Genomic DNA, 21,973 nt, shown 5'->3' on the forward strand with positions numbered 1-21,973 from the left:
CAGCAAAGCGAAATGTCTTGACGCTGTACCTGCAAAGCCCGCCTTGCTAGCGGGCTTTTTCTTTTTCGCCGTCCAAAATATGTACTCCTAAATCCTCAAGCGGTGACAATTGCATCCGTGCTGCGAACCCTCCACGCACCGCCGCTGAAGTAGACCGGGACGCCCGTGCCACTTCCCACACCCTCCCCAACCTTCCGTCCGTTCGTCGCAAATGCCGACTGGCCCGGAAACGGATTGTTCGGCAACTTGGCTACCGTGAAGATGCCCAGATCGCCCGGGCCGAAGAGCTTGTACGCCAAGTAAAACCACGACTGCCAAGGCGCGGACTTGAAGTCGGTATCCGGGGTCAGCGGCGGCGGTTGCTGGAGCCTCATACGATTTCGGCCTCTTCGTTCGCGTTTAGGAGTGCTTCACGCTGATTTACAAACGCCTCTACCGTCGAGACGCGCCACGCAGATGCGCGCGGGGAAAGTTTGACGGGGCGCGGCAGAGCGCCGGTGCTCACCCAGCGCCACACTGTGGGGATGCTCACGCCTAAGCGCGCCGCCACATCCTTGCATCGAAGCATCTGTTCCATCGCTGTTTCCTATGGGTCGTATCAGGTGATAGATAAGGTACTCGAAGTCTACCGCAGACTTTTCAGAAAAGCGAGCCGATGCGTTTAAAATCAAAGAGTTATAGCAGCTGCTATATCGGGTCACATCTAACCGACGACGTTCTGTTGTCGATTTTATTGGTAGACTATTATTTAATAAAAGTCTATTTGCGGACCTAAAAGATGGGAAGATTGAAACGCGTAGTGCTCGCTGCGGTCGTATCGACGCTCTGTTGGGCGGCGGCCAAAGAAAACGCCCGCTTCGTGCGGGCGCTCGGGTTTGGGCTGAATATGACAATCTCTACGCGCGTTGCTGAAGCGGTGAACGCTCCCGCAAATCGCTAAGGTACTGACTCCAAAACGCCATCATCTCCCGGCGTTCCGCCAGATAGTCGCCCCGATGATAGATGCCGCGAACACCGGGCCGCTTATGAGCTAATTGCGCTTCGATAACATCGCTGTTGTAACCCTTCTCGTGCAGCAGCGTTGAAGCCGTCGAGCGGAAACCGTGCGGCGTATGGGCTTCCTTGCCGTCGCAGATATTGCGCATAGCACTATGCAATGCGCTCGCGCCCATAGGCATACCCTCAGTACGGTGGTTCGGGAAAACGAACTCACTCCTTCCGCGAATTGCCCGTAACGCTTCGAAGATTCCTACCGTAGCATCCGTCAACGGGACGATGTGATCCCGCCGCATTTTCATACGCGCCGCCGGCACGCTCCATACGCGCGCATCTGTGTCCACCTCAGCCCAGCGGACGCCCAGCATTGCGCTAGGCCGCAGGAACGTGTGAGCAAGTAGATTAAGCGCATACCGCGTCCACGGGCTTCCGCCGTAAGCGTCGATTCTGCCGAGAAGGTCTTTCAGATCATCTTCTGCCGTGACAGCGGCCAAGTGCTCGGTCTGCACAGGTGTCAGAGCGCTTCGCACATCCGCTGCGACGTTGCGCTCTGAGCGCGCGGTGACAACTGCGTATTGGAGTACCTTTGAGACAAGCTGATGCACCTTCACCGCGAGCGCGAACGCCTTCCGTTTCTCGATCGCTGCAATCATTTCTAGGACATCGGCTGCTCGGATCGCGCCCACGGGAAGATGGCCGATCTTCGGATACGCGTCGTTCTCCAGTCGCGCCGTAACTGTCTTCGCGTAAGACGCAGACCAGCGGTTAGACTGCTTCGCAATCCACTCTTGGGCGACGGTCTTGAACGAGTCGCGCCCGCCCTCCTTCGCTTGGGCGGCTCGCTTCTCGACCAACGGGTCGAGCCCCTTGACGATCTGGCGCTTCGCTTCCTCGCGTTTTTCGCGCGCATCCGCCAGCGTCATGGCAGGATATGCGCCCAACGCAATTGTCCGTTCCAAGCCGCTGCACCGATATTTAAGCCGCCAGAGCTTCGAACCTTCCGCTGTCACGGTGACATAAAGCCCGCCGCCGTCCGACAGCTTGTAGGGCTTCCCCTGCGGCTTGGCGTTCTTCAGTTGAGCATCGGTCAGCGGCTTTACGATACGGGGCATGGGCGGCATCGGGGACGTAGGGGATGCAACGATTATAGCCGAACGAATCCCCCAAAAACCCCGAAAAATGCGGTTACCCAGCGCAACAACGCGATGCTATATGATATAAACAAGGGGAAATAGTCGTTTCGTTTCAGTTGTTTATGATGCTTTTGTAGTTTCAGTGATACTACCGTGTTGCTTCTTGATGGGAACCGCCATGTCTGATCTGTTCGACGAATATCCAATGCTTATTTTTGCGCTCGAGTCGCTCGTGGCGCTCGCCTTGCTGATCTTCATCGTCGTATGGACGGCATCGGGCAAGAAGAAAAACCAGAACCGCTCGAACGATCCGGCGAAACGGCGCTGAGCGTCCCTTTCCGCCGGCTCCCGCTCAGTGGAGCGTGCGCGGCATATGCAACGCGAATTCCGCTACCGGCGCCTCGAAACGCTCGCCGTCTTCGGCCACACAGAAATACGCGCCGCGCATCGTGCCGACAGGCGTCGCGATCACCGCCCAGCTCGTGTATTCGAACTGCTCGCCCGGAGGCAGAAGCGGTTGATGCCCGACGACCCCGAGCCCCTTCACTTCCTGCACGTGATCGTTGCTGTCGGTGATGATCCAGTGCCGCGAAATCAGTTGCGCCGCGACCTGACCGGTGTTGCGGATCGTCAGTGTGTAGGCGAATGCGTACTGCCGGCTGTCGGGATCGGACTGCTCCGGCAGGTACCGCGTCTCCACGGAGACGCTGAATTCGTACTGGCTCATCGTTGTTCCAATTCCAGTTCAATTGGCCGCTGCCCCGCCGCGCAGAACCGTGCGGGCGCGCCGCCATTCGTCAGGCATTCTCCTTGATGCTGGCCGCGCCCGCAACACGCTTGGCGCCCGGCGCCGCACCCGCACGACGCATTAGCCGTTCGGACGAGGGCACTCCAGGGAAAAACGCGGGTTAAAATCACGCCTTTAGGTCGCTACCCGGTCACGTCCATGGCGCAATTCCACATCGCTCCCAGCATCCTTTCCGCTGACTTTTCCCGCCTCGGCGAGGAAGTCCGTAACGTCGTCGCCGCCGGCGCCGACTGGATCCACTTCGACGTCATGGACAACCACTACGTGCCGAATCTGACGATCGGTCCGTTGGTGTGCGAAGCCATCCGCCCGCACGTGGACGTGCCCATCGACGTGCATCTGATGGTGCGCCCGGTCGACCGCATCGTGCCCGATTTCGCGAAAGCCGGCGCCAATGTGATCAGTTTTCATCCGGAAGGTTCGGATCACATCGACCGCACGCTCTCGCTGATCCGCGATCACGGCTGCAAGGCGGGCCTGGTGTTCAATCCCGCGACATCGCTCAATTATCTCGATCACGTGATGGACAAGGTCGATCTCGTGCTGATCATGTCGGTGAATCCGGGCTTCGGCGGACAGTCGTTCATTCCCGAGGCGCTCAACAAACTGCGCGAGGCGCGCGCGCGCATCAATGCGTATCGCGATCGCACGGGGCGCGAGATTCATCTCGAAGTGGACGGCGGCGTGAAGATCGACAACATCGCTGAAATCGCGGCGGCCGGCGCGGACTCGTTCGTCGCGGGCTCGGCCATTTTCGGCAAGCCCGACTACAAAGCGGTCATCGACGCGATGCGCGCGGAACTGGCCAAGGCCGAAGCGGGAGCGAAGGCATGAGCGAGATTGCAGCGACCCAGTCGCCGTTCGTGAACCGGCCGATCCGCGCGGCCATCATCGACCTCGACGGCACGATGGTCGATACCGCGGACGATTTCGTCGCCGCGCTGAACGCGATGCTCGCGCGCATCGGCATCGAGACGCCCGTCACGCGCGATGAAGTCACGGACTATGTCGGCAAGGGTTCGGAAAACCTGATTCGCAGCGTCCTGGCGGTACGGCTGTCGCCGTCGCAGGCGACCGCGCAATTCGACGACGCGCTCGCGATCTATCAAACCGAATACGCGAAGGTCAACGGCAAGCATTCGACGCTCTTCCCCGAAGTGAAGGAAGGCCTCGAAGCGATGCGCGAAAGCGGCGTCGCGCTCGCGTGCGTGACGAACAAGCCGCATCGGTTCGCGGTGGAGTTGCTCACGCACTTCGGCATCGCGGATTTCTTCAAGGTGATTCTCGGCGGCGACTCCCTGCCTGCGAAGAAGCCCGATCCGCTGCCGATGCTCACGGCCTGCGAACGGCTGGACGTCTTGCCGCGCGAAACCGTGGCGGTCGGCGATTCGGAGAACGACGCGCTGGCGGGCCGCGCCGCGGGCCTCGCGACCCTGACCGTTCCGTACGGTTACAACCACGGGAAACCTGTACAGTCCGTGAAATCCGATGGTATAGTTTCCTCGCTGCGCACCGCAGCACTGGCGATTGCCGCCACTTTGGCGCCGCCGGATACCACCCTGACTGAATAAGTCCATCCATGTTTCTCAACAGAAAACGGAGTCTGAGCAGCATCGACCGGGGAGCCTGGCCCTGGCGTCGCTGGTCGCGCTAACCTCGCCCGAGGTACGCTGAAGCCATGTCGCGTCGTGCTTCATCCGCTTCAGCATCCGTTTTTTGTTTCGCTGCGCATCCCTGCGCCGTTTCCGTCGAATCGTCATACATCGAGCCTCGCTCACGCACGCGTCGTGTAGTGCCGCGCGAGTCGTCCTCTCCGCTTCTGCAAATCGAAGCGGCCGGACCGTCGTATGCGATCATCACGGGATTCGACCGACCGCAGCGCCCTGCACTCCCCGATGCCGCGCCACCTTTGACAAGCGCGCGTCGCTCAAGGATCGCAACATGACCGAACTCGAATTCCAATCGCTGGCGAACGAAGGCTACAACCGCATTCCGCTCATCGCCGAAGCCCTCGCCGACCTCGAAACGCCGCTCTCGCTGTATCTCAAGCTCGCGCAGTCCGAGCGCAACGGCGCGAACTCGTTCCTGCTGGAATCCGTCGTGGGCGGCGAGCGCTTCGGGCGCTACTCGTTCATCGGCTTGCCGGCCCGCACGACCGTAAGCGTGCAGAACGGCAAGACGCAAGTCGTCACGGACGGCAACGTCGTCGAGACGGATGAAGGCGATCCGCTCACGTTCATCGAGAACTATCAGAAGCGCTTCAAGGTCGCGATGCGTCCGGGCCTGCCGCGTTTCTGCGGCGGTCTCGCCGGCTACTTCGGCTATGACGCGGTGCGCTACATCGAGAAGAAGCTCGCGCACACCGCGCCGCCCGACGATCTCAACCTGCCCGACATTCAACTGCTGATGACGGAAGAGGTCGCTGTCATCGACAACCTCGCGGGCAAGCTCTACCTGATCGTCTACGCCGATCCGACCCGGCCCGAAGCGTATGCGAAAGCGAAGCATCGGCTGCGTGAGTTACGCGCGCGTCTGCGCGTGACGGTGCAGCCGCCGGTGACGTCCGCGAGCGTGCGCACCGAAACGTTCCGCGAGTTCAAGAAGGACGACTATCTGAACGCCGTGCGCAAAGCGAAGGAATACATCGCGGCTGGCGAACTGATGCAGGTGCAGGTCGGCCAGCGTCTCATCAAGCCGTTCCGCGACAACCCGCTTTCGCTGTATCGCGCGCTGCGTTCGCTGAATCCGTCGCCGTACATGTACTACTACAACTTCGGCGGCGAAATGCATGTAGTCGGCGCGTCGCCGGAAATCCTCGTGCGTCAGGAAAAGCGCGCGGAAGATCGCATCGTGACGATTCGTCCGCTCGCCGGCACGCGGTCGCGCGGCAACACGCCGGAGCGCGATGCCGAACTCGCCACCGAACTGCTGAACGATCCGAAGGAAATCGCCGAGCACGTGATGCTGATCGACCTCGCGCGCAATGACGTCGGCCGCATCGCGCAGACGGGCTCGGTCGCGGTGACGGACAAGATGATCATCGAAAAGTATTCGCACGTGCAGCACATCGTGAGTTCGGTCGAAGGCAAGCTGAAACCCGGCATGAGCAACTTCGACGTCCTGCGCGCGACCTTCCCCGCCGGCACGCTGTCCGGCGCGCCGAAGGTCCGCGCGATGGAACTCATCGACGAACTCGAACCGGTCAAGCGCGGCCTGTACGGCGGCGCAGTCGGTTATCTCTCCTTCAGCGGCGAAATGGATCTCGCCATCGCGATCCGCACCGGCCTCATCCACAAAGGCAATCTCTACGTTCAGGCCGCAGCGGGCGTCGTCGCCGATTCGGTGCCGGAATCCGAATGGCAAGAGACGGAGAACAAGGCGCGCGCCGTGCTGCGCGCCGCCGAGCAAGTGCAAGACGGCCTCGACAGCGACTTCTGAGGAGACAAGACCATGCTGCTGATGATCGACAACTACGATTCCTTCACCTACAACCTGGTCCAGTATTTCGGCGAACTCGGCGAGGACGTGCACACGTATCGCAACGACGAAATCACGCTCGATGAAATCGCGAAGCTGAACCCCGAGCGCATCTGCCTCTCGCCCGGACCGAGCAATCCGCAGCACGCGGGCATCACGCTAAACGTGCTGCGCGAATTCTCCGGCAAGCTGCCGATTCTCGGCGTGTGCCTCGGCCATCAGGCGATCGGCGAGGCGTTCGGCGGACGCGTCGTGCGCGCGCAGACGATCATGCACGGCAAGGTGAGCCAGATCGAAACCGACTGTAGAGGGGTGTTCTCCGATCTCCCCAAACACTTCAATGTGACGCGCTATCACTCGCTCGCCATCGAGCGCGAGTCTTTGCCCGACTGTCTCGAAGTGTCCGCATGGACGCCGGACGGCGAAATCATGGGCGTGCGTCACCGCGAACTCGAAGTGGAAGGCGTGCAGTTCCATCCGGAATCGATTCTTTCCGAGCACGGCCACGCGCTGCTCGAAAACTTCGTGAAAAACTCCTCGACCGGCAAGCGGGCCTGACAACATGACCATCACCGCACAAGAAGCGCTGCAACGCACGATCGAGCATCGCGAGATTTTCCACGACGAAATGCTGCATCTGATGCGCCAGATCATGCGCGGCGAGATGTCGCCCGTCATGGCCGCCGCGATCATCACCGGCTTGCGCGTGAAGAAGGAAACCATCGGCGAGATCGCCGCTGCCGCTACTGTAATGCGCGAGTTCGCGAACCACGTCGAAGTCGAGGACAACTCGAATTTCGTCGATATCGTCGGTACGGGCGGCGACGGCTCGCATACTTTCAACATCTCCACCGCGTCGATGTTCGTCGCGGCGGCGGCGGGCGCGAAGGTCGCGAAGCACGGCAATCGCGGCGTGTCGAGCAAATCGGGCAGCGCGGACGTGCTCGAAGCGCTCGGCGTGAATATCGATCTGACACCGGAACAAGTGGCCGCGTCGATTGCCGAAACCGGCATGGGCTTCATGTTCGCGCCGAATCATCATCCGGCGATGAAAAACATCGCGCCGGTGCGCCGCGAACTCGGCGTGCGCACCATCTTCAACATTCTCGGGCCGCTGACCAATCCGGCCGGCGCGCCGAACCAGCTTCAGGGCGTGTTCCACGAAGACCTCGTCGGCATTCAGGTGCGTGTGATGCAGCGGCTCGGCGCAAAACACGTGCTGGTGGTGTACGGCAAGGACGGCATGGACGAAGTGTCGCTCGGCGCGGCGACGAAAGTCGGCGAGCTGAAACATGGCGAAGTGACCGAGTACGAGATTCATCCCGAGGATTTCGGCCTGCAGATGGTGTCGAACCGCACGCTGAAAGTGCAGGACGCGCAGGAATCGAAGGCGATGCTGCTCGGCGCGCTGAACAACAAGGCGGGCGTCGCGCGCGAGATCGTCACATTGAACGCCGGGACGGCGCTTTATGCTGCGGATGTCGTCGAGTCGATCGAAGCTGGCATGGCTGCCGCGCGCCAAGCAATCGAAAGCGGCGCGGCGCGCGAGAAGATCGAAGCACTCGTGAAATTCACGCAGCAGTTTGCGAAGAAATAACGGAAGCCAATATGAGTGACATTCTGGATCGCATCATCGCGGTCAAGCGCGAGGAAATTCGCGCAGCCGAACAGAGCGCGCCGCTCGAAGAGCTGAAGCTCGAAGCCAGCGCGCGCGATCTGCGCGATTTCACCGGCGCGTTGCGCGCGAAGCACGCGGCGAATCAGGCGGCGGTGATTGCGGAAGTGAAGAAGGCGAGCCCGTCGAAAGGCGTGTTGCGTGAACACTTCGTGCCCGCCGACATCGCGCGCTCGTACGAAAAAGGCGGCGCCGCGTGCCTTTCCGTGCTCACCGACGTGCAGTTCTTCAAGGGCAGCGTCGCCTATCTGGAGGAAGCGCGCGCCGCGTGCAGCCTGCCGGTGCTGCGCAAGGACTTCATCATCGATCCGTATCAGATCATGGAAGCGCGCGCGATGGGCGCGGACTGCATTCTGCTGATCGCCGCCGCGCTCGAACTGTCGCACATGCAGGACCTCGAAGCGTACGCGCATTCGCTCGGGCTCGCGGTGCTCGTCGAAGTGCACGATGCCGACGAACTGCGCGATGCGCTCACGCTGAAGACGCCGCTCATCGGCATCAACAATCGCAATCTGCGCACGTTCGAAACCACGATCGACACGACCATCGGCATGCTGGAACAGGTGCCGGACGACCGGATCGTCGTGACGGAATCGGGCATCCTGTCGCGTCTCGATGTCGACCGGCTGCGCGCGATGCGCGTGCATACCTTCCTCGTCGGCGAAGCGTTCATGCGCGCCGACGATCCTGGCGCGGAACTCGCGCGCATGTTCTTCTGAACGTCATGGGAATCGAACGGGAACTCAAACTCGCGCTCGCGCCGTCGCAACACGACGACGTCGCGCGCTTCTTCGACGAGCGCACCGGCGCGGGCAAGCCAATCCAGCTCGCCAACGTCTATTTCGATACGCCGGACTGCGCGCTCGCGAAGGCGAAGTCCGCGCTGCGCCTGCGCCGCACGCCCGAGCAGTGGCTGCAGACTTTCAAGACGCTCGGGAAATCGGTGGCCGGTCTGAGCAACCGGCAAGAATGGGAATTGCCGGTCGAAGGTGAAAAGCTCGAACTCGACGCGCTGCTCGATGCATGCGACGACGACACCGCACACGAAGCGCTGGAACGCGCCGCCCCGGATGTCATCGCGCTCTTCAAGACGGATTTCAGGCGCCTCGTGTGGGACATCGAGCGCGAGGGATCGCAGATCGAAGTGGCGCTGGATCTCGGCGAAATCACCGCCGATGTCGAAGGCGAGACGCGTCGCGCGGAAATCAGCGAACTCGAACTCGAACTGAAATCGGGCGAAGAAAGCGCGCTCTCGATGCTCGCGGCGGAATTGCGCGGCGCGTTTCCCGAACTCGTACCCGAAGATCTCAGCAAGGCCCAGCGCGGTTATCTCCTGCGCGAACCATCCGAAAAAAACCGCAACGCGTGAGCATGACTCGACAGGCATGAATCAGCAGCCTTCTCTCTTCGCGGATAACGAACCCGCGGCCGCGTCGGATTTCACGACGCTCGAAAGCCAGTTCGACGCACTGCCCGCCGACTGGCGCCGCCATCTGAAGCCGTTCATCGACGGCAAGCACTACGCGGCGCTGTGCGCGTTCGTCGATGCCGAACGCGCCGCCGGAAAGACGGTCTATCCCGCCGATGTCTTTCGCGCGTTGCGTCTCACGAGCCCCGGCGACGTGAAAGTCGTGATTCTCGGGCAAGACCCGTATCACGGCGAAGACAAGGGCGCGCCGCAAGCGCATGGCCTCGCGTTCTCGGTGCCCGCGCCGGTGCGGCCGCCGCCGTCGTTGCGCAACATCTTCAAGGAAATCCACGCGAGCCTCGGTTTTCCGGCGCCCGCGCACGGCTGCCTCGATTCGTGGGCAAAGCAAGGCGTGTTGCTGCTCAATACGTCGCTGACCGTCGAGCGCGACAAGGCCGGCAGCCACGCGAAGCGCGGCTGGGAGCAATGCACGGACACGCTGATCCACGAATTGGCGCAGCGTCACGACAGCCTGGTGTTCATGCTGTGGGGCGCGCATGCGCAGGCGAAGCGCGGTTTGATCGAAGGCACGGGGAAATCGCATTGCGTGCTGGATGCCGTGCATCCGTCGCCGTTGTCGGCGTATCGCGGATTTTTCGGCTGCGGACATTTCGCGCTCGCCAACGAATATCTGACGAAGCACGGTCGCGAGCCGATCGACTGGCGCTTGCCCGCCGAACCGGAATTGCTCGCCTGAAAGCAAAAAACCCCGCTGAATCGACTCCAGCGGGGTTTTTTTCTGATGCAGAGCCTTACAGCGCCGCGATGGCCTCACGCGCCGAAGCCAGCGCCGCGCCAGCCGCGTCCGGGCCCATGTTCAGGCCTTCGGCGTAGATGAAGCTCACGTCGGTCATGCCGAGGAAGGCGAGGAACGTCTTCAGGAACGGCGTCTGCGAATCGTGCGGCGTGCCCGCGTATTTGCCGCCGCGCGCCGAGACCACGTACACCTTCTTGCCCTTCACGAGGCCTTCCGGACCGTTCGCGGTATAGCTGAACGTGATGCCGGCACGCGCGATCCAGTCGAAGTACGTCTTCAGTTGCGACGAGATGCCGAAGTTGTACAGCGGCGCCGCGATCACGACGATATCCGCCGCTTGCAGTTCGTTGATCAGCGCTTCGCTTTTCGCGTTGATCGCAACCTGTTCCGCGCTGCGCTGATCGGCGGGCGTGAAGAACGCGCCGAGCGTGGCGTCGTCGAGGTGCGGCAGGCTGTCGCCGAGCAGATTGCGCACGACCACCTTCGCGCCTGCGTTGGCTTGTTGCAGTTTTGCGGTCAGTTCATCGGCGAGCAGCGTCGATTGAGCACCTTGCGAACGGGCGGCGGAGTTGATTTGCAGAATCGTCGTCATGATGGCTTCCTATCTCTATGAGGTTTCGGGCGCCCTCGGCGTCCGGCTTAGGAAGCATTCTTCGTGTTTCGGCGTCCGGGAAAAAGCCGTGCGGTCATGACGGATCGTTGCATCAGTGGAACAATCCGCCACGCTTTGCGGAATCAGCCTCTCAGCCAGCGCTCGCGCCATTGTTTCGACGGGCCGCGTCCGTCGATGGCCGTCAGCACGTAGCGCGCGACTTCCGGCCCGTCGAGCTTCAGGTCGGTGCGGCGCAGTTCCTCGCGGCGGAACGCGTGCACTTCCACCTTCGCGCCCGGCAGATAGCGCGACAGTAGCGCGTCGAGATTCGATCCGGTGACGCGCAGCCCGTCGATCGCGACGAGCACGTCACCCGCCGACAAGCCCGCCTTCTGCGCCGCGCTGCCTTCGTGAACGACGGCGAGCGTGCAATCCGCGCCACCGCGCACGCGCACGCCGAGCGACGGCTTGACCGACGCCCCGTTGCCCGGCAAATCGGGCGCGAGCGCGATGCCGAACGGCTCGAACAGCGCATCGAGCGGCAGATCGCGCGTGCCGCGCACGCCGTCGCGGAACAGCGAGCGCAGGTCCGCGCCGGTCGCTTCGGCGAAGAGCGCCTCGACGTCCGCCTCCGGAATGCCGCGCGGCTTGCCGTTGTAGAACTCGCGGCCGTAGCGCTGCCACAGCAGGCGCATCACGTCGTCGAGCGATTTGCGGTTGCCGGTTTGCGCGCGAATCGACAGATCGAATGCAAGCGCGACGAGCGAGCCCTTCTGGTAATAGCTGACGATCGCGTTCGGCGCGTTTTCGTCGGCGCGGTAGTACTTCACCCACGCATCGTACGAGCTTTGCGCGACGGATTGCTTCAGACGCCCGCTGCCACGCAGCACGCCGCCGATCGTCTTGCCGAGCAGGTTGAAGTAATCGCCCGCCGAAATCAGTCCGCTGCGCACGAGCATCAGGTCGTCGTAATAGGACGTGAAGCCTTCGAAGAGCCACAGCAGCGTCGTGTAATTTTCCTGCGACAGATCGTACGGCGCGAACGCCGCCGGTTTGATGCGCTTCACGTTCCACGTATGAAAGTATTCGTGGCTGCACAGCCCGAGATAGGTGCGATAACCCTCGGTCACTTCCGGGCGGCCCTGCACCGGCAGATCCGTGCGATTGCAGATCAGCGCTGTCGACGCGCGATGCTCGAGCCCGCCGTAACCATCGCCGACGGCGACGGTCATGAACACGTAGCGCTCCATCGGCGCCTTCTTCGTGCGCGGCTCGAACAGCGCGATCTGCGCTTCGCACACGCGCTTCAGATCGGCCGCGAGCCGGTTCATGTCGAGATTGACGACGCGTCCCGAGATCACGATGTCGTGCTTCACGCCGTGCGCGTTGAAACTGCCGAGCGCGAATTCGCCGAGCGCGACGGGATGATCGACGAGTTCGTCGTAATTCGCCGCTTCGTACGTGCCGAAGCCGTAGCGCTTCGTGCCGCGCGCTTCGGCGAGCGCCGTCGCGACGCGCCAGTTTCGATACGCGCCGCCCTGCGGCGGCTGGATATCGACGATGCACGGCGCGCCCGACTGCCCTTCCACGGCGAGGAACGTGCTCGTGCCGTTGAAGAAACCGACGGCGTCGTCCAGATGCGCGGCGCGCACCGACATGTCCCACGCGTAGACTTCGTAGCGCAGCGTGATCGGACCGTCGACCGGCGCGGCCTGCCACGCGTGCTTGTCGGTCTTTTCGATGGCGACCTTGCGGCCCGCCGCGTTGAACGCCTGCAGCGTGACGATGTTGCGCGCGAATTCCCGGATCATGTAGCTGCCCGGAATCCAGACCGGCAGCATGAAGCGCTGGCCGGCCGGATCGGGCTCGGCGACGGTCAGCGTCACTTCGAAGAGATGCGCGGCGGGATTCTTCGGAACGATGCCATAGCGGACCGGCTGCACCGTTTGCATGAGCGTAGTCATCTCGATGTCCTTGTTCTTGTTCTGGGCGCTTGATTGCGAACGAGCGCGCCCGACGCCTTGCTTCATTACGCTGCGCTTTCGCAAAAGCAAGGCCGTAAAAACACAGGAGGCGCATGACGCGCCTCCCCTCCTCGTTTCGCGCCGCGCTCAGCGCACGGCCGACAGTTCCTTTTCGAGCCGGTCGGCGGGCACGGCGCCCGGCAGACGGCGGCCATCGGTGAGGAACACGGTCGGCGTGCCGGTGACGTTCATCGAGCGGCCGAGTTTCAGGTTCTTGTCGATCGCGGTCGTGTCGCAATTGGCCGCAGTGGTCGGCGCCTTGTGATCGAGCATCCAGCCTTCCCACGTCGTGCCGCGATCCTTCGAGCACCAGATCGACTTCGACTTGGCCGTCGAATCCGGCGACAGCACCGGATACAGGAAGGTATAGACCGTCACGTTGTCGATCGACTTCAGCGTCGATTCGAGCTGCTTGCAGTACGGACAGTTCGGATCGGAGAACACCGCGATCTTGCGGCTGCCGTTGCCCTTCACGACCTTCACCGCGTTTTCGAACGGCAGCTTCGCGAACTCGATCTTGTTGGTGTCCGCGAGCCGCGCCTCGGTGAGATTCTTGCTGTTGCGCGTATCGACGAGATCGCCGATCAGGACGTAGTTTCCGGTCGCATCGCTATAGACGATCTGCGAGCCGAGATTGACTTCGTAGAGACCCGGCACGGGCGTCTTTTCGATGCTCTTGATGGTGGCGTCGCCCATGCGCGATTCGAGCGCGGACTTGATCTTGTCGGTGGTCTGATCGGCCTGTGCCGAGCAGCCGATGCCGAGCGTCGCGGCGAGCGCCGCAACCGTGGCGAGAGCAAAGCGGAAGGTGGTTTTCATGCGGGTTCCTGTGAGTCGCGCGGCTTCGCCCGCGAAAGTGGGTTTGATTCAACCGAGCGCCGCCGACACCAGCCAGCGCTTGACGAGCGGCTGCGCGCCGACGAACGCCATGCCGGTGTTGCGGACCGCGCGCGCGAGCGTGCCCGGCACGGCAAAGAGACGCTGCAGGCCGTCGGTTGCGAACATGAGCTTCTGGATGTCTTCGCGGCGCGCGCGTTCATAGCGGCGCAGCAGGATCGGATCGCCGAGATCACGGAACGACTCCTTGTTCGCGATGACATCCGCCAGCGCGGCTACGTCGCGCAGGCCGAGGTTCATGCCCTGCCCGGCGAGCGGGTGAATCAGATGCGCGGCGTCGCCGACCAGCGCGACGCGCGGCGCGATCAGCTTGTCGACGGTTTGCAGCCCGAGCGGGAAGCCTTGCGCGGGCGTGACGCAGTCGAGCGCGCCGAGCATGTTCTGCGTCGCCTGTTCGACTTGCGCCGAGAGTTGCGCGGGTTCGAGCGCGAGCAGTTCGTCGGCGTGCTCCGTGCGCGCGGACCAGACGAGCGACACGTGATCGCCCGGCAAAGGCAGCAGCGCGATGATTTCGCTATCGCGGAACCATTGATACGCGGTCTCGCCGTGCGGCCGCTCGGCCTTGAAATTGGCGACGACGCCGGTTTGCCGGTAATCGCGCCGATTCATCTTTGCGCCCATTTGCGCGCGCACCCAGGAATGCGCGCCATCGGCGCCGACGATCAGATCCGTTTCCAGCATTTCGCCGCTCGCGAGCGCGACGTGCGCCGCGTCGGCTTCGACCGTCATGCCTTGCGCGCGCGATTCGAACCACGACAGGCTCGGCTGAAAGCGCAGCGCGGCATCGAGCGATTGTTCGATGAGCGACGATTCCACGATCCACGCGAGCTGCGGCACCGACGCCTGAAAGGCCGAAAAGTGCAGTTCCGCGTGGGCATCGCCGAATACGCGCATGTCGAAGACGGGACCGAGACGCGAGCGATCTACCGCCTGCCAGACGCGCAGGCGTTCGAGCAACGTCTGCGAACTCGACGACAGCGCGTAGATGCGCGAATCGAACGCGGCGCCCGGCGGCAGCCCGGTTGCGCGCGCCGCGATGAGCGCGGTGCGCAGCCCGGATTGCGCGAGCGCGAGCGCGGCCGTCTTGCCGACGAGCCCGCCGCCGACCACGACCGCGTGAAATTTGAGGGGATGCGGAGTCATGCGGGCATTATAGCCGTGGGGTACGAACGGGTTTGCCGGCAGGCGGAGCCGCTTGCGCGCGCCAGCGCGGCGTTACAATATCGGTTTGCCCGGCCGCCAGACGCGGCCGCAGCGTGGCGGGCGGTTCTCGCCCGCTCATTGCGCACCATTTTTGACGAAACCTGCGCGGCCCGCGCCGTCTCACCAGTTCGAAGGATCCCATGAGCCTCCAATGCGGCATCGTCGGCTTGCCCAACGTCGGCAAGTCCACACTTTTCAATGCTTTGACCAAGGCGGGCATTGCCGCCGAGAACTATCCGTTTTGCACGATCGAGCCGAATGTCGGCGTGGTCGAAGTGCCGGACGCGCGTCTGAACGCGCTCGCCGAGATCGTGAAGCCCGAGCGCATCCTGCCGGCCGTGGTCGAGTTCGTCGATATCGCGGGTCTCGTCGCGGGCGCGTCGAAGGGTGAAGGGCTCGGCAACCAGTTCCTCGCGAACATCCGCGAAACGGACGCGATCACGCACGTCGTGCGCTGCTTCGAGGACGAGAACGTGATTCACGTCGCGGGCAAGATCGACCCGATTGCGGATATCGAAGTCATCAACACCGAACTCGCGCTCGCCGATCTGGCGACGGTCGAAAAGGCATTCACGCGTTATTCGAAGGCGGCGAAGTCGGGCAACGACAAGGAAGCTGCGAAGCTCGTCGCCGTGCTCGACAAGGTGCGCGCGCAACTGGATCAGGCGAAGCCGGTGCGCGGTCTGTCGCTGACCGACGAAGAACAGTTGACCATCAAGCCGTTGTGCCTGATCACGTCGAAGCCGACGATGTACGTCGCGAACGTGAAGGACGACGGCTTCGAGAACAACCCGTATCTCGACGCGGTGCGCAAGCACGCGGAAGCGGAGAACGCGCCGGTGGTCGCCGTGTGCGCGGCGATCGAAGCGGAAATCGCCGACCTCGACGATGCCGACAAGCAAGACTTCCTGGCCGATATGGGCATGAACGAGCCGGGTTTGAACCGCGTGATTCGCGCGGGTTTCAAGCTGCTCGGTTTGCATACCTATTTCACGGCGGGCGTGAAGGAAGTGCGCGCGTGGACGATTCATATCGGCGATACGGCACCGCAGGCCGCGGGCGCGATTCATACGGACTTCGAGCGTGGCTTCATTCGCGCGCAGACGATTTCGTTCGATGACTACATCGCGTACAAGGGCGAGCAAGGCGCTAAAGAGGCCGGGAAGATGCGGGCGGAAGGGAAGGAATACGTCGTGCACGACGGGGATGTGATGAACTTTTTGTTCAACGTCTAAGCGTCAAGAACTGTCGACACTGCTTGCCTCGCGAAGCGGAGTACCCGATAAAAGGGACTCCGCTTTTTTCTTTTGCAGTGCAAGGCGGCGCAGCGATGCGCGCTTCGGCGTCGCGAGCTGGCAGTGACGGATCCCCCCGCGAAGTACAATGCCACATAACCTCACCCGCGCCGCCTGACGCGGCCCCGGAAACGCGCGCCAGACCGCGCGTGCGACATCATCGGACGCACGGCGTTCGCACCCTTCATCACACCATCACAGAACACTCGACATGGCCCAATACGTCTTCACCATGAACCGCGTCGGCAAGATCGTTCCGCCGAAGCGTCAGATTCTGAAAGACATCTCCCTCTCGTTCTTCCCCGGCGCGAAGATCGGCCTGCTCGGTCTGAACGGTTCCGGCAAGTCGACGCTCATCAGGATCATGGCGGGCGTCGATAAGGACATCGAAGGCGATGCCACGCCGATGCCGAACCTGAACATCGGTTATCTGCCGCAGGAACCGCAACTGGATCCGCAGCAGACCGTGCGTGAGGCCGTCGAGGAAGGTCTCGGCGATGTCTTCCAGGCGCAAAAGAAACTCGACGAAATCTACGCCGCCTACGCCGAACCCGACGCCGACTTCGACAAGCTCGCCGCCGAACAGGCGAAGTACGAAGCCATCCTCTCGACGAGCGATGGCGGCAGCCCCGAGCAGCAACTCGAAGTCGCCGCCGACGCGCTGCGCCTGCCCGCGTGGGACGCGAAAATCGAACATCTGTCGGGCGGTGAAAAGCGCCGCGTCGCGCTGTGCAAGCTGCTGCTGCAAAAGCCCGACATGCTGCTCCTCGACGAGCCGACCAACCACCTCGACGCCGAATCCGTCGAATGGCTCGAACAGTTTCTGACGCGCTATCCGGGCACCGTCGTCGCCGTGACGCACGATCGCTACTTCCTCGATAACGCCGCCGAATGGATTCTCGAACTCGACCGCGGCCACGGCATTCCGTGGAAGGGCAATTATTCAAGCTGGCTCGACCAGAAGGAAGATCGCCTGAAGCAGGAAGAATCGAGCGAATCCGCGCGCCAGAAAGCGATCAAGAAAGAACTCGAATGGGTGCGCCAGAACCCGAAGGGCCGTCAGGCGAAATCGAAGGCGCGTATCGCGCGCTTCGAGGAACTCAACAGCCAGGAATATCAGAAGCGCAATGAAACGCAGGAAATCTTCATTCCGGTCGGCGATCGGCTGGGCAATGAGGTCATCGAGTTCAAGAACGTCAGCAAGGCGTACGGCGATCGCCTGCTCATCGACGATCTGAGCATGAAGATTCCGGCGGGCGCGATCGTCGGCATCATCGGGCCGAACGGCGCCGGCAAGTCGACGCTGTTCCGCATGCTGACCGGCAAGGAGCAGCCGGATTCGGGCGAAATCGTCAAGGGACCGACCGTCAAGCTCGCTTACGTCGACCAGAGCCGCGACGCGCTCGCCGCCGACAAGACCGTGTTCGAGGAAATCTCCGGCGGCGCCGATGTGCTCACCGTCGGCAAGTACGAAACGCCGTCGCGCGCGTATATCGGCCGCTTCAACTTCAAGGGCAGCGATCAGCAAAAACTCGTCGGCAACCTGTCGGGCGGCGAGCGCGGGCGCCTGCATCTGGCGAAGACGCTCATCGCGGGCGGCAACATGCTGCTGCTCGACGAACCGTCGAACGATCTGGACGTCGAAACGCTGCGCGCGCTCGAAGACGCGCTGCTCGAATTCGCCGGCTCCGTGATGGTGATTTCGCACGATCGCTGGTTCCTGGACCGCATCGCGACGCACATCCTCGCGTTCGAAGGCGACTCGCACGTCGAGTTCTTCGACGGCAACTATCAGGAATACGAGGCCGACAAGCGCAAGCGTCTCGGCGAAGAAGCCGCGAAGCCGAAGCGTCTGCGCTACAAGCCGATCACGCGCTGAGCGCGGCCAAACGTCTGATGATATACAGCGCGTGTCTATGCGGGCACGCGCACCGACTTCAGGCATTAAAGTGGCGACTGTGTAGGACGCAGTCGCCACTTTTTTTTCGAGCGGCGCTTTTTCAATGGCCGACACCGGAGACACACGCAGATGGCGGGATCGAGCGCGAGGCGGGGGGCGCTTTGGGCAATCGGCATCGTCGTGGCGCTCGTCGTCGTGGCTGTCGGCGGCTGGCTGTTCGTCGTGCATCAGATGAAAGAGCGCATCATCGAGACGCTCGGCCCGAACGGTTCGGTCGAAGAAATCGATGTCGGTTTTGGTCACGTGACGCTCTCGCGCGTGCGCCTGCGCGGCCCGAAAGACTGGCCCGCCAGCGACGCGATGCGCGCCGAGCGCATCGTGCTCGATGTCGACATGCGCTCGCTCGTCTCCCGCCCCATTCATCTGCGCAGCGTGAGCGTCGACAATTACTATCTGTCGATCGTCCGCTCCGCCGACGGCCGCGTGCGCATCCTGCCGGGACTCAAGGAAACCGCACGCGAAGCCGATGCAACACCCGACAGCAAGGCGCGCCAGGAGCACGCGCAGGAAGAAAAGCTGATCGATCGCGTGTCGTTCGAACGCGGCTCGATGGAGTTCTTCGACGGCTCCGTGCAGGAGCCGCCTTATCGCGTGCTGATCGGCGATGCGCGCGCGACCGTCGATCACATTCATCTGCCCGCCCTGACCGAGCGCACCGATCTCTCGATGACCGGCTCGATCAAAGGTCCGTCGCACACGGGCAACGTGACGTGGGGCGGCTGGATGATCATCGCAAACAAGGATTCGCAGACGCGCGTGACGCTGCGCAACGTCGACGTCGCGACGCTCGATCCGTATCTGCTCAAGAAAGCAGGCGCGAAGGCGGCGGTGACGGGCGGCACCATCGACCTGACGATCGATGCGGCCGTGAAGGATTACCGCATCCACGCGCCCGGCACGCTCACGCTGAATCACCTTCAGATCAGCGATACCGGCAATGCGCTCGACACCTTTCTCTCGATTCCGACGAAGGCCGCGATCGCCGCGCTGAAGGACCGCAAGCAGCAGATCAAGCTCGATTTCGTGCTCGAAGGCGATCTGCGCGATCCGAAGTTTTCGCTGAGCGAGAGTCTGTCGAAGAAACTCGCGGCGGGCTTCGCGAAGGCGCTCGGCGTCAGCGCTGAAGGCGTCGCGCGAGGCGCGGGCGATACGGTGCGGGGAATCGGCAACGCGCTGAAGAACCTGCTGGGGCAGTAGCGCGTTGCCTTTGTGCTTTCAGATCGGCAGGTCGAGCGCGCGCAGCTTCGCTTCGGTGTCCGGCGCGCCGGTGTAGTGAACGCCGTGCCAGCCGAGCGCGCTCGCGGCTTGCGCGTTGTGCAGATTGTCGTCGATGAACACGAGTTCGTTCGGCTGAATGCCCGGCAACTGCTTTTCGATTTCCGCGCGCATCAAGGCGAAGATTCGCGGATCGGGCTTCACCAGTCCGACACGTCCCGAGACGACGATCTCGCGAAACTTGCGCAGCACGTCGAAGCGCTCCCACGCGTAAGGAAAAGTCTCCGCCGACCAGTTCGTCAGGCCGAAGAGCGGCACGCCCGCTGCCTCCAGCCGGTCGACCAGCGCGACGCCCTCTTCCAGCGCGCCCGACACCATCTCCGGCCAGCGCGCATAGAACGCGCGGATCAGCGCTTCGTGCCCGGGATGGAGCGCGATCAGTTCCGCGGTGCCTTCTTCGATCGTCTGCCCGCCGTCCTGCTGGACGACCCACTCCATCTTGCAGACGTTGTCGAGAAACCAGCGGCGCTCGGTTTCGTCCGGAATCAGTTGTTCGTAGAGATACTCGCGATTCCAGTCGATCAGCACGCCGCCGAAATCGAACACGACTGCCTTGATGGTCATCTTGCCGCGCTCCCGCGAGTCAAATCGCCTTGGTCCGTTCTTCGAGCCACGCCAGCGCCTTCCCCGACACATGCGGCGACACGCGCGCCCGCACCGTCTCGTGATAGGCGTTGAGCCACGCGCGCTCGTCGTCACGCAACAGCGACAAGTCGATGCAACGCGTATCGATCGGGCACAGCGTCAGCGTCTCGAATTCGAGGAAATCGCCGAACTCGGTCTTTTCCGCCGCCTGGTTCATTACGAGATTCTCGATGCGGATGCCCCACTTGCCCGGCCGGTAAATGCCCGGCTCGATCGATGTGATCATGCCTTCTTCCATCGCCGTCCAGGGTTCGGCGGGCGCGTAGTGCGAGATCACCTGCGGGCCTTCGTGCACGTTCAGGAAATAGCCGACGCCATGCCCCGTGCCATGCCCGTAGTCCGCGCCCGCTTCCCAGATCGGCGCGCGGGCGATCGAATCGAGCATCGGCGAACGGATGCCGCGCGGGAAGCGCGCGCGCGAAAGCGCCATCGTGCCCTTCAGCACGACGGTGAAATCGCGCTTGTGCTCGGCGTTGATCTCGCCGATCGGAACGACACGCGTGATGTCCGTCGTGCCGCTCAGATACTGTCCGCCGGAGTCGATCAGCAGCAGGCCGTTGCCTTCGATCACCGCATGCGAAGCCTCGGTCGCGCGGTAATGCGGCATCGCGCCGTTGGCGTTGAAGCCCGCGATCGTGCCGAAGCTCAACGTGACGAAACCAGGCTGGCGTGCGCGCGCGGCGGTCAGTTTCTCGTCGATGGTCAGTTCCGTGGCGCGCTCACGGCCAAGCGCCTCTTCGAACCACGCAAAGAATTCGGCAAGCGCGGCGCCGTCCTGCTCCATCGTCGCGCGGATGTGCTCCGCTTCTGCCGCGGTCTTGCGCGACTTGGCAAACGTCGACGGATTCACCGCTTCGACGATCGTCACCGCTGCGGGCACTTTCTCCAGCAAGCTGTGCGTGATGCGGCGCGGATCGATCAGGAGCGTCGAACCCGCCGCCAATGACGCGAGCGCGTCGGGCGCGGCGGCGTACGGCGCGACGCGCACGTTGTCGCGCGCGAGCGATTCGACGAGCGCAGCCGGAACCTTGCCATCGGCGACGAAGATCGTCGCGTCATCCAGCCCGATGAGCGCGTGCGCCACGAAAACCGGGTTGTAGCTCACGTCGCCGCCGCGCAGGTTGAAGATCCACGCGAGATCGTCGAGCGTGGAAACGAAGTGCCACTGCGCGCCCTTCGCGCGCATCGTTTCACGCACTTGCGCGAGCTTGTCCGCACGCGCGACGCTCGCATGCGGCGCAGCGTGTTCGTAGACGGGCGTTTCCGGCAGGCCAGGACGCGCGGGCCACACCGAATCCAGCAAGTCGACATCCGTGCGCAGCACGATGCCGCGCGCCGTGAGCGCATCGGACAACGCGCGCGCCGCCGCGACGCCGAGCACTGCGCCGTCGGCCGCGACGGTCGCGCCCGACGGCACGTTCTGCGCGAGCCAGTCGATATGCGGCGCGGTCTGCTGACCGCCCATCATCTTCATGAGCGCGATGCCCGTGCCCGCGAGTTGCGTTTCGGCCTGCGTCCAGTAACGGCTGTCGACCCAGACGCCCGCGAAATCCGCCGTCACCACGAGCGTGCCCACCGAACCGGTGAAGCCCGAAAGCCATTGACGCCCTTGCCAGCGTTCCGGCAGGTATTCGGAAAGATGCGGGTCCGCGGACGGGATGAGCACGGCGGCGAGCTTTTCGAGCGCCATCTGGCCGCGCAGCGACTCGATGCGCCGCGCGAACATGGCGGGCTCTGGAATGGCGGAATCTGCAATGCGATCGTTCAT

22 protein-coding genes are annotated in these 21,973 nt (G+C 63.0%); 12 read left to right on the forward strand and 10 right to left on the reverse strand.

The annotated features are described in order from the left end of the window. Positions 1 to 95: 95 nt before the first annotated feature. From AWB80_RS34615 to AWB80_RS34625, 3 genes are all read right to left on the reverse strand, one after another. Entirely contained in the window at positions 96 to 374 is a 279-nt protein-coding gene (locus AWB80_RS34615; RefSeq protein ID WP_061179157.1) for a hypothetical protein, read from the reverse strand. After that, a complete protein-coding gene (locus AWB80_RS34620; protein WP_087131824.1) occupies positions 371 to 577 on the reverse strand; it encodes a helix-turn-helix transcriptional regulator in 207 nt (68 codons plus the stop codon). Before AWB80_RS34620 ends, AWB80_RS34615 begins: the two co-directional genes overlap by 4 nt. Before the next feature lie 319 nt (positions 578 to 896). After that, positions 897 to 2,108, reverse strand: coding sequence for a tyrosine-type recombinase/integrase (locus tag AWB80_RS34625; protein ID WP_160147503.1), 1,212 nt, complete (start codon positions 2,106 to 2,108; stop codon positions 897 to 899). A 199-nt stretch (positions 2,109 to 2,307) separates the two neighbouring features. Here AWB80_RS34625 and AWB80_RS44495 point away from each other — a divergent pair, with 199 nt between their 5' ends. After that, positions 2,308 to 2,457 (forward strand): hypothetical protein, encoded by a 150-nt coding sequence (locus tag AWB80_RS44495; RefSeq protein WP_033536109.1) that lies wholly within the window; start codon positions 2,308 to 2,310, stop codon positions 2,455 to 2,457. A 24-nt stretch (positions 2,458 to 2,481) separates the two neighbouring features. Here the strand turns inward: AWB80_RS44495 and apaG are convergent, their stop codons facing one another. Further along, entirely contained in the window at positions 2,482 to 2,856 is a 375-nt protein-coding gene (gene apaG / locus AWB80_RS34630; RefSeq protein ID WP_061179159.1) for a Co2+/Mg2+ efflux protein ApaG, read from the reverse strand. 219 nt (positions 2,857 to 3,075) lie between these two features. On the opposite strand from apaG, the gene rpe reads away from it, so the two are divergent. The 8 genes from rpe to AWB80_RS34670 all read left to right on the forward strand — a co-directional run bounded on the left by rpe (position 3,076) and on the right by AWB80_RS34670 (position 10,254). Next, positions 3,076 to 3,771, forward strand: coding sequence for a ribulose-phosphate 3-epimerase (rpe, locus tag AWB80_RS34635; protein WP_061179160.1), 696 nt, complete (start codon positions 3,076 to 3,078; stop codon positions 3,769 to 3,771). Next, positions 3,768 to 4,508 (forward strand): phosphoglycolate phosphatase, encoded by a 741-nt coding sequence (locus tag AWB80_RS34640; RefSeq protein WP_061179161.1) that lies wholly within the window; start codon positions 3,768 to 3,770, stop codon positions 4,506 to 4,508. The genes rpe and AWB80_RS34640 overlap by 4 nt, the downstream gene beginning before the upstream one ends. 370 nt (positions 4,509 to 4,878) lie before the next feature. After that, entirely contained in the window at positions 4,879 to 6,375 is a 1,497-nt protein-coding gene (gene trpE / locus AWB80_RS34645) for an anthranilate synthase component I (RefSeq protein WP_061179162.1), read from the forward strand. A 12-nt stretch (positions 6,376 to 6,387) separates the two neighbouring features. Further along, complete coding sequence (locus tag AWB80_RS34650) at positions 6,388 to 6,972, forward strand: aminodeoxychorismate/anthranilate synthase component II (RefSeq protein WP_061179163.1); 585 nt, start codon at positions 6,388 to 6,390, stop codon at positions 6,970 to 6,972. A 4-nt stretch (positions 6,973 to 6,976) separates the two neighbouring features. Further along, on the forward strand, positions 6,977 to 8,011 hold the full coding sequence (gene trpD / locus AWB80_RS34655) for an anthranilate phosphoribosyltransferase (protein WP_061179164.1): 1,035 nt from the start codon (positions 6,977 to 6,979) through the stop codon (positions 8,009 to 8,011). A gap of 11 nt (positions 8,012 to 8,022) precedes the next feature. Next, positions 8,023 to 8,808 (forward strand): indole-3-glycerol phosphate synthase TrpC, encoded by a 786-nt coding sequence (trpC, locus tag AWB80_RS34660; RefSeq protein WP_061179165.1) that lies wholly within the window; start codon positions 8,023 to 8,025, stop codon positions 8,806 to 8,808. A 5-nt stretch (positions 8,809 to 8,813) separates the two neighbouring features. Beyond that, on the forward strand, positions 8,814 to 9,458 hold the full coding sequence (locus AWB80_RS34665) for a CYTH domain-containing protein (RefSeq protein ID WP_061179166.1): 645 nt from the start codon (positions 8,814 to 8,816) through the stop codon (positions 9,456 to 9,458). Between the two features lie 16 nt (positions 9,459 to 9,474). Next, complete coding sequence (locus AWB80_RS34670; RefSeq protein ID WP_061179167.1) at positions 9,475 to 10,254, forward strand: uracil-DNA glycosylase; 780 nt, start codon at positions 9,475 to 9,477, stop codon at positions 10,252 to 10,254. A 55-nt stretch (positions 10,255 to 10,309) separates the two neighbouring features. Here AWB80_RS34670 and AWB80_RS34675 read toward each other — a convergent pair whose 3' ends face one another. The 4 genes from AWB80_RS34675 to AWB80_RS34690 form a co-directional block, all read right to left on the reverse strand. Then, entirely contained in the window at positions 10,310 to 10,906 is a 597-nt protein-coding gene (locus tag AWB80_RS34675; protein WP_061179168.1) for an FMN-dependent NADH-azoreductase, read from the reverse strand. A gap of 143 nt (positions 10,907 to 11,049) precedes the next feature. Beyond that, positions 11,050 to 12,849, reverse strand: coding sequence for a M61 family metallopeptidase (locus tag AWB80_RS34680; RefSeq protein WP_061179195.1), 1,800 nt, complete (start codon positions 12,847 to 12,849; stop codon positions 11,050 to 11,052). Between the two features lie 168 nt (positions 12,850 to 13,017). Further along, on the reverse strand, positions 13,018 to 13,749 hold the full coding sequence (locus AWB80_RS34685) for a DsbC family protein (protein ID WP_061179169.1): 732 nt from the start codon (positions 13,747 to 13,749) through the stop codon (positions 13,018 to 13,020). Positions 13,750 to 13,797: 48 nt separating this feature from the next. Continuing rightward, a complete protein-coding gene (locus AWB80_RS34690) occupies positions 13,798 to 14,970 on the reverse strand; it encodes a UbiH/UbiF family hydroxylase (protein WP_061179170.1) in 1,173 nt (390 codons plus the stop codon). A gap of 200 nt (positions 14,971 to 15,170) precedes the next feature. On the opposite strand from AWB80_RS34690, the gene ychF reads away from it, so the two are divergent. From ychF to AWB80_RS34705, 3 genes are all read left to right on the forward strand, one after another. Then, positions 15,171 to 16,265 (forward strand): redox-regulated ATPase YchF, encoded by a 1,095-nt coding sequence (gene ychF, locus AWB80_RS34695; RefSeq protein WP_061179171.1) that lies wholly within the window; start codon positions 15,171 to 15,173, stop codon positions 16,263 to 16,265. A gap of 271 nt (positions 16,266 to 16,536) precedes the next feature. Continuing rightward, a complete protein-coding gene (ettA, locus tag AWB80_RS34700) occupies positions 16,537 to 18,204 on the forward strand; it encodes an energy-dependent translational throttle protein EttA (RefSeq protein WP_061179172.1) in 1,668 nt (555 codons plus the stop codon). A gap of 150 nt (positions 18,205 to 18,354) precedes the next feature. Next, positions 18,355 to 19,482 (forward strand): DUF748 domain-containing protein, encoded by a 1,128-nt coding sequence (locus AWB80_RS34705; RefSeq protein WP_061179173.1) that lies wholly within the window; start codon positions 18,355 to 18,357, stop codon positions 19,480 to 19,482. 18 nt (positions 19,483 to 19,500) lie between these two features. On the opposite strand, the gene AWB80_RS34710 is transcribed toward AWB80_RS34705, so the two are convergent. Both AWB80_RS34710 and AWB80_RS34715 read right to left on the reverse strand, forming a co-directional pair. Continuing rightward, complete coding sequence (locus tag AWB80_RS34710) at positions 19,501 to 20,124, reverse strand: HAD family hydrolase (protein WP_061179174.1); 624 nt, start codon at positions 20,122 to 20,124, stop codon at positions 19,501 to 19,503. Positions 20,125 to 20,143: 19 nt separating this feature from the next. Further along, positions 20,144 to 21,931: an aminopeptidase P family protein gene (locus AWB80_RS34715; protein ID WP_244206892.1), complete on the reverse strand. Its 1,788-nt coding sequence runs from the start codon at positions 21,929 to 21,931 to the stop codon at positions 20,144 to 20,146. Positions 21,932 to 21,973 lie beyond the last annotated feature (42 nt).

The sequence above is a fragment of the Caballeronia pedi genome (assembly GCF_001544915.2).
GTDB lineage: Bacteria > Pseudomonadota > Gammaproteobacteria > Burkholderiales > Burkholderiaceae > Caballeronia > Caballeronia pedi.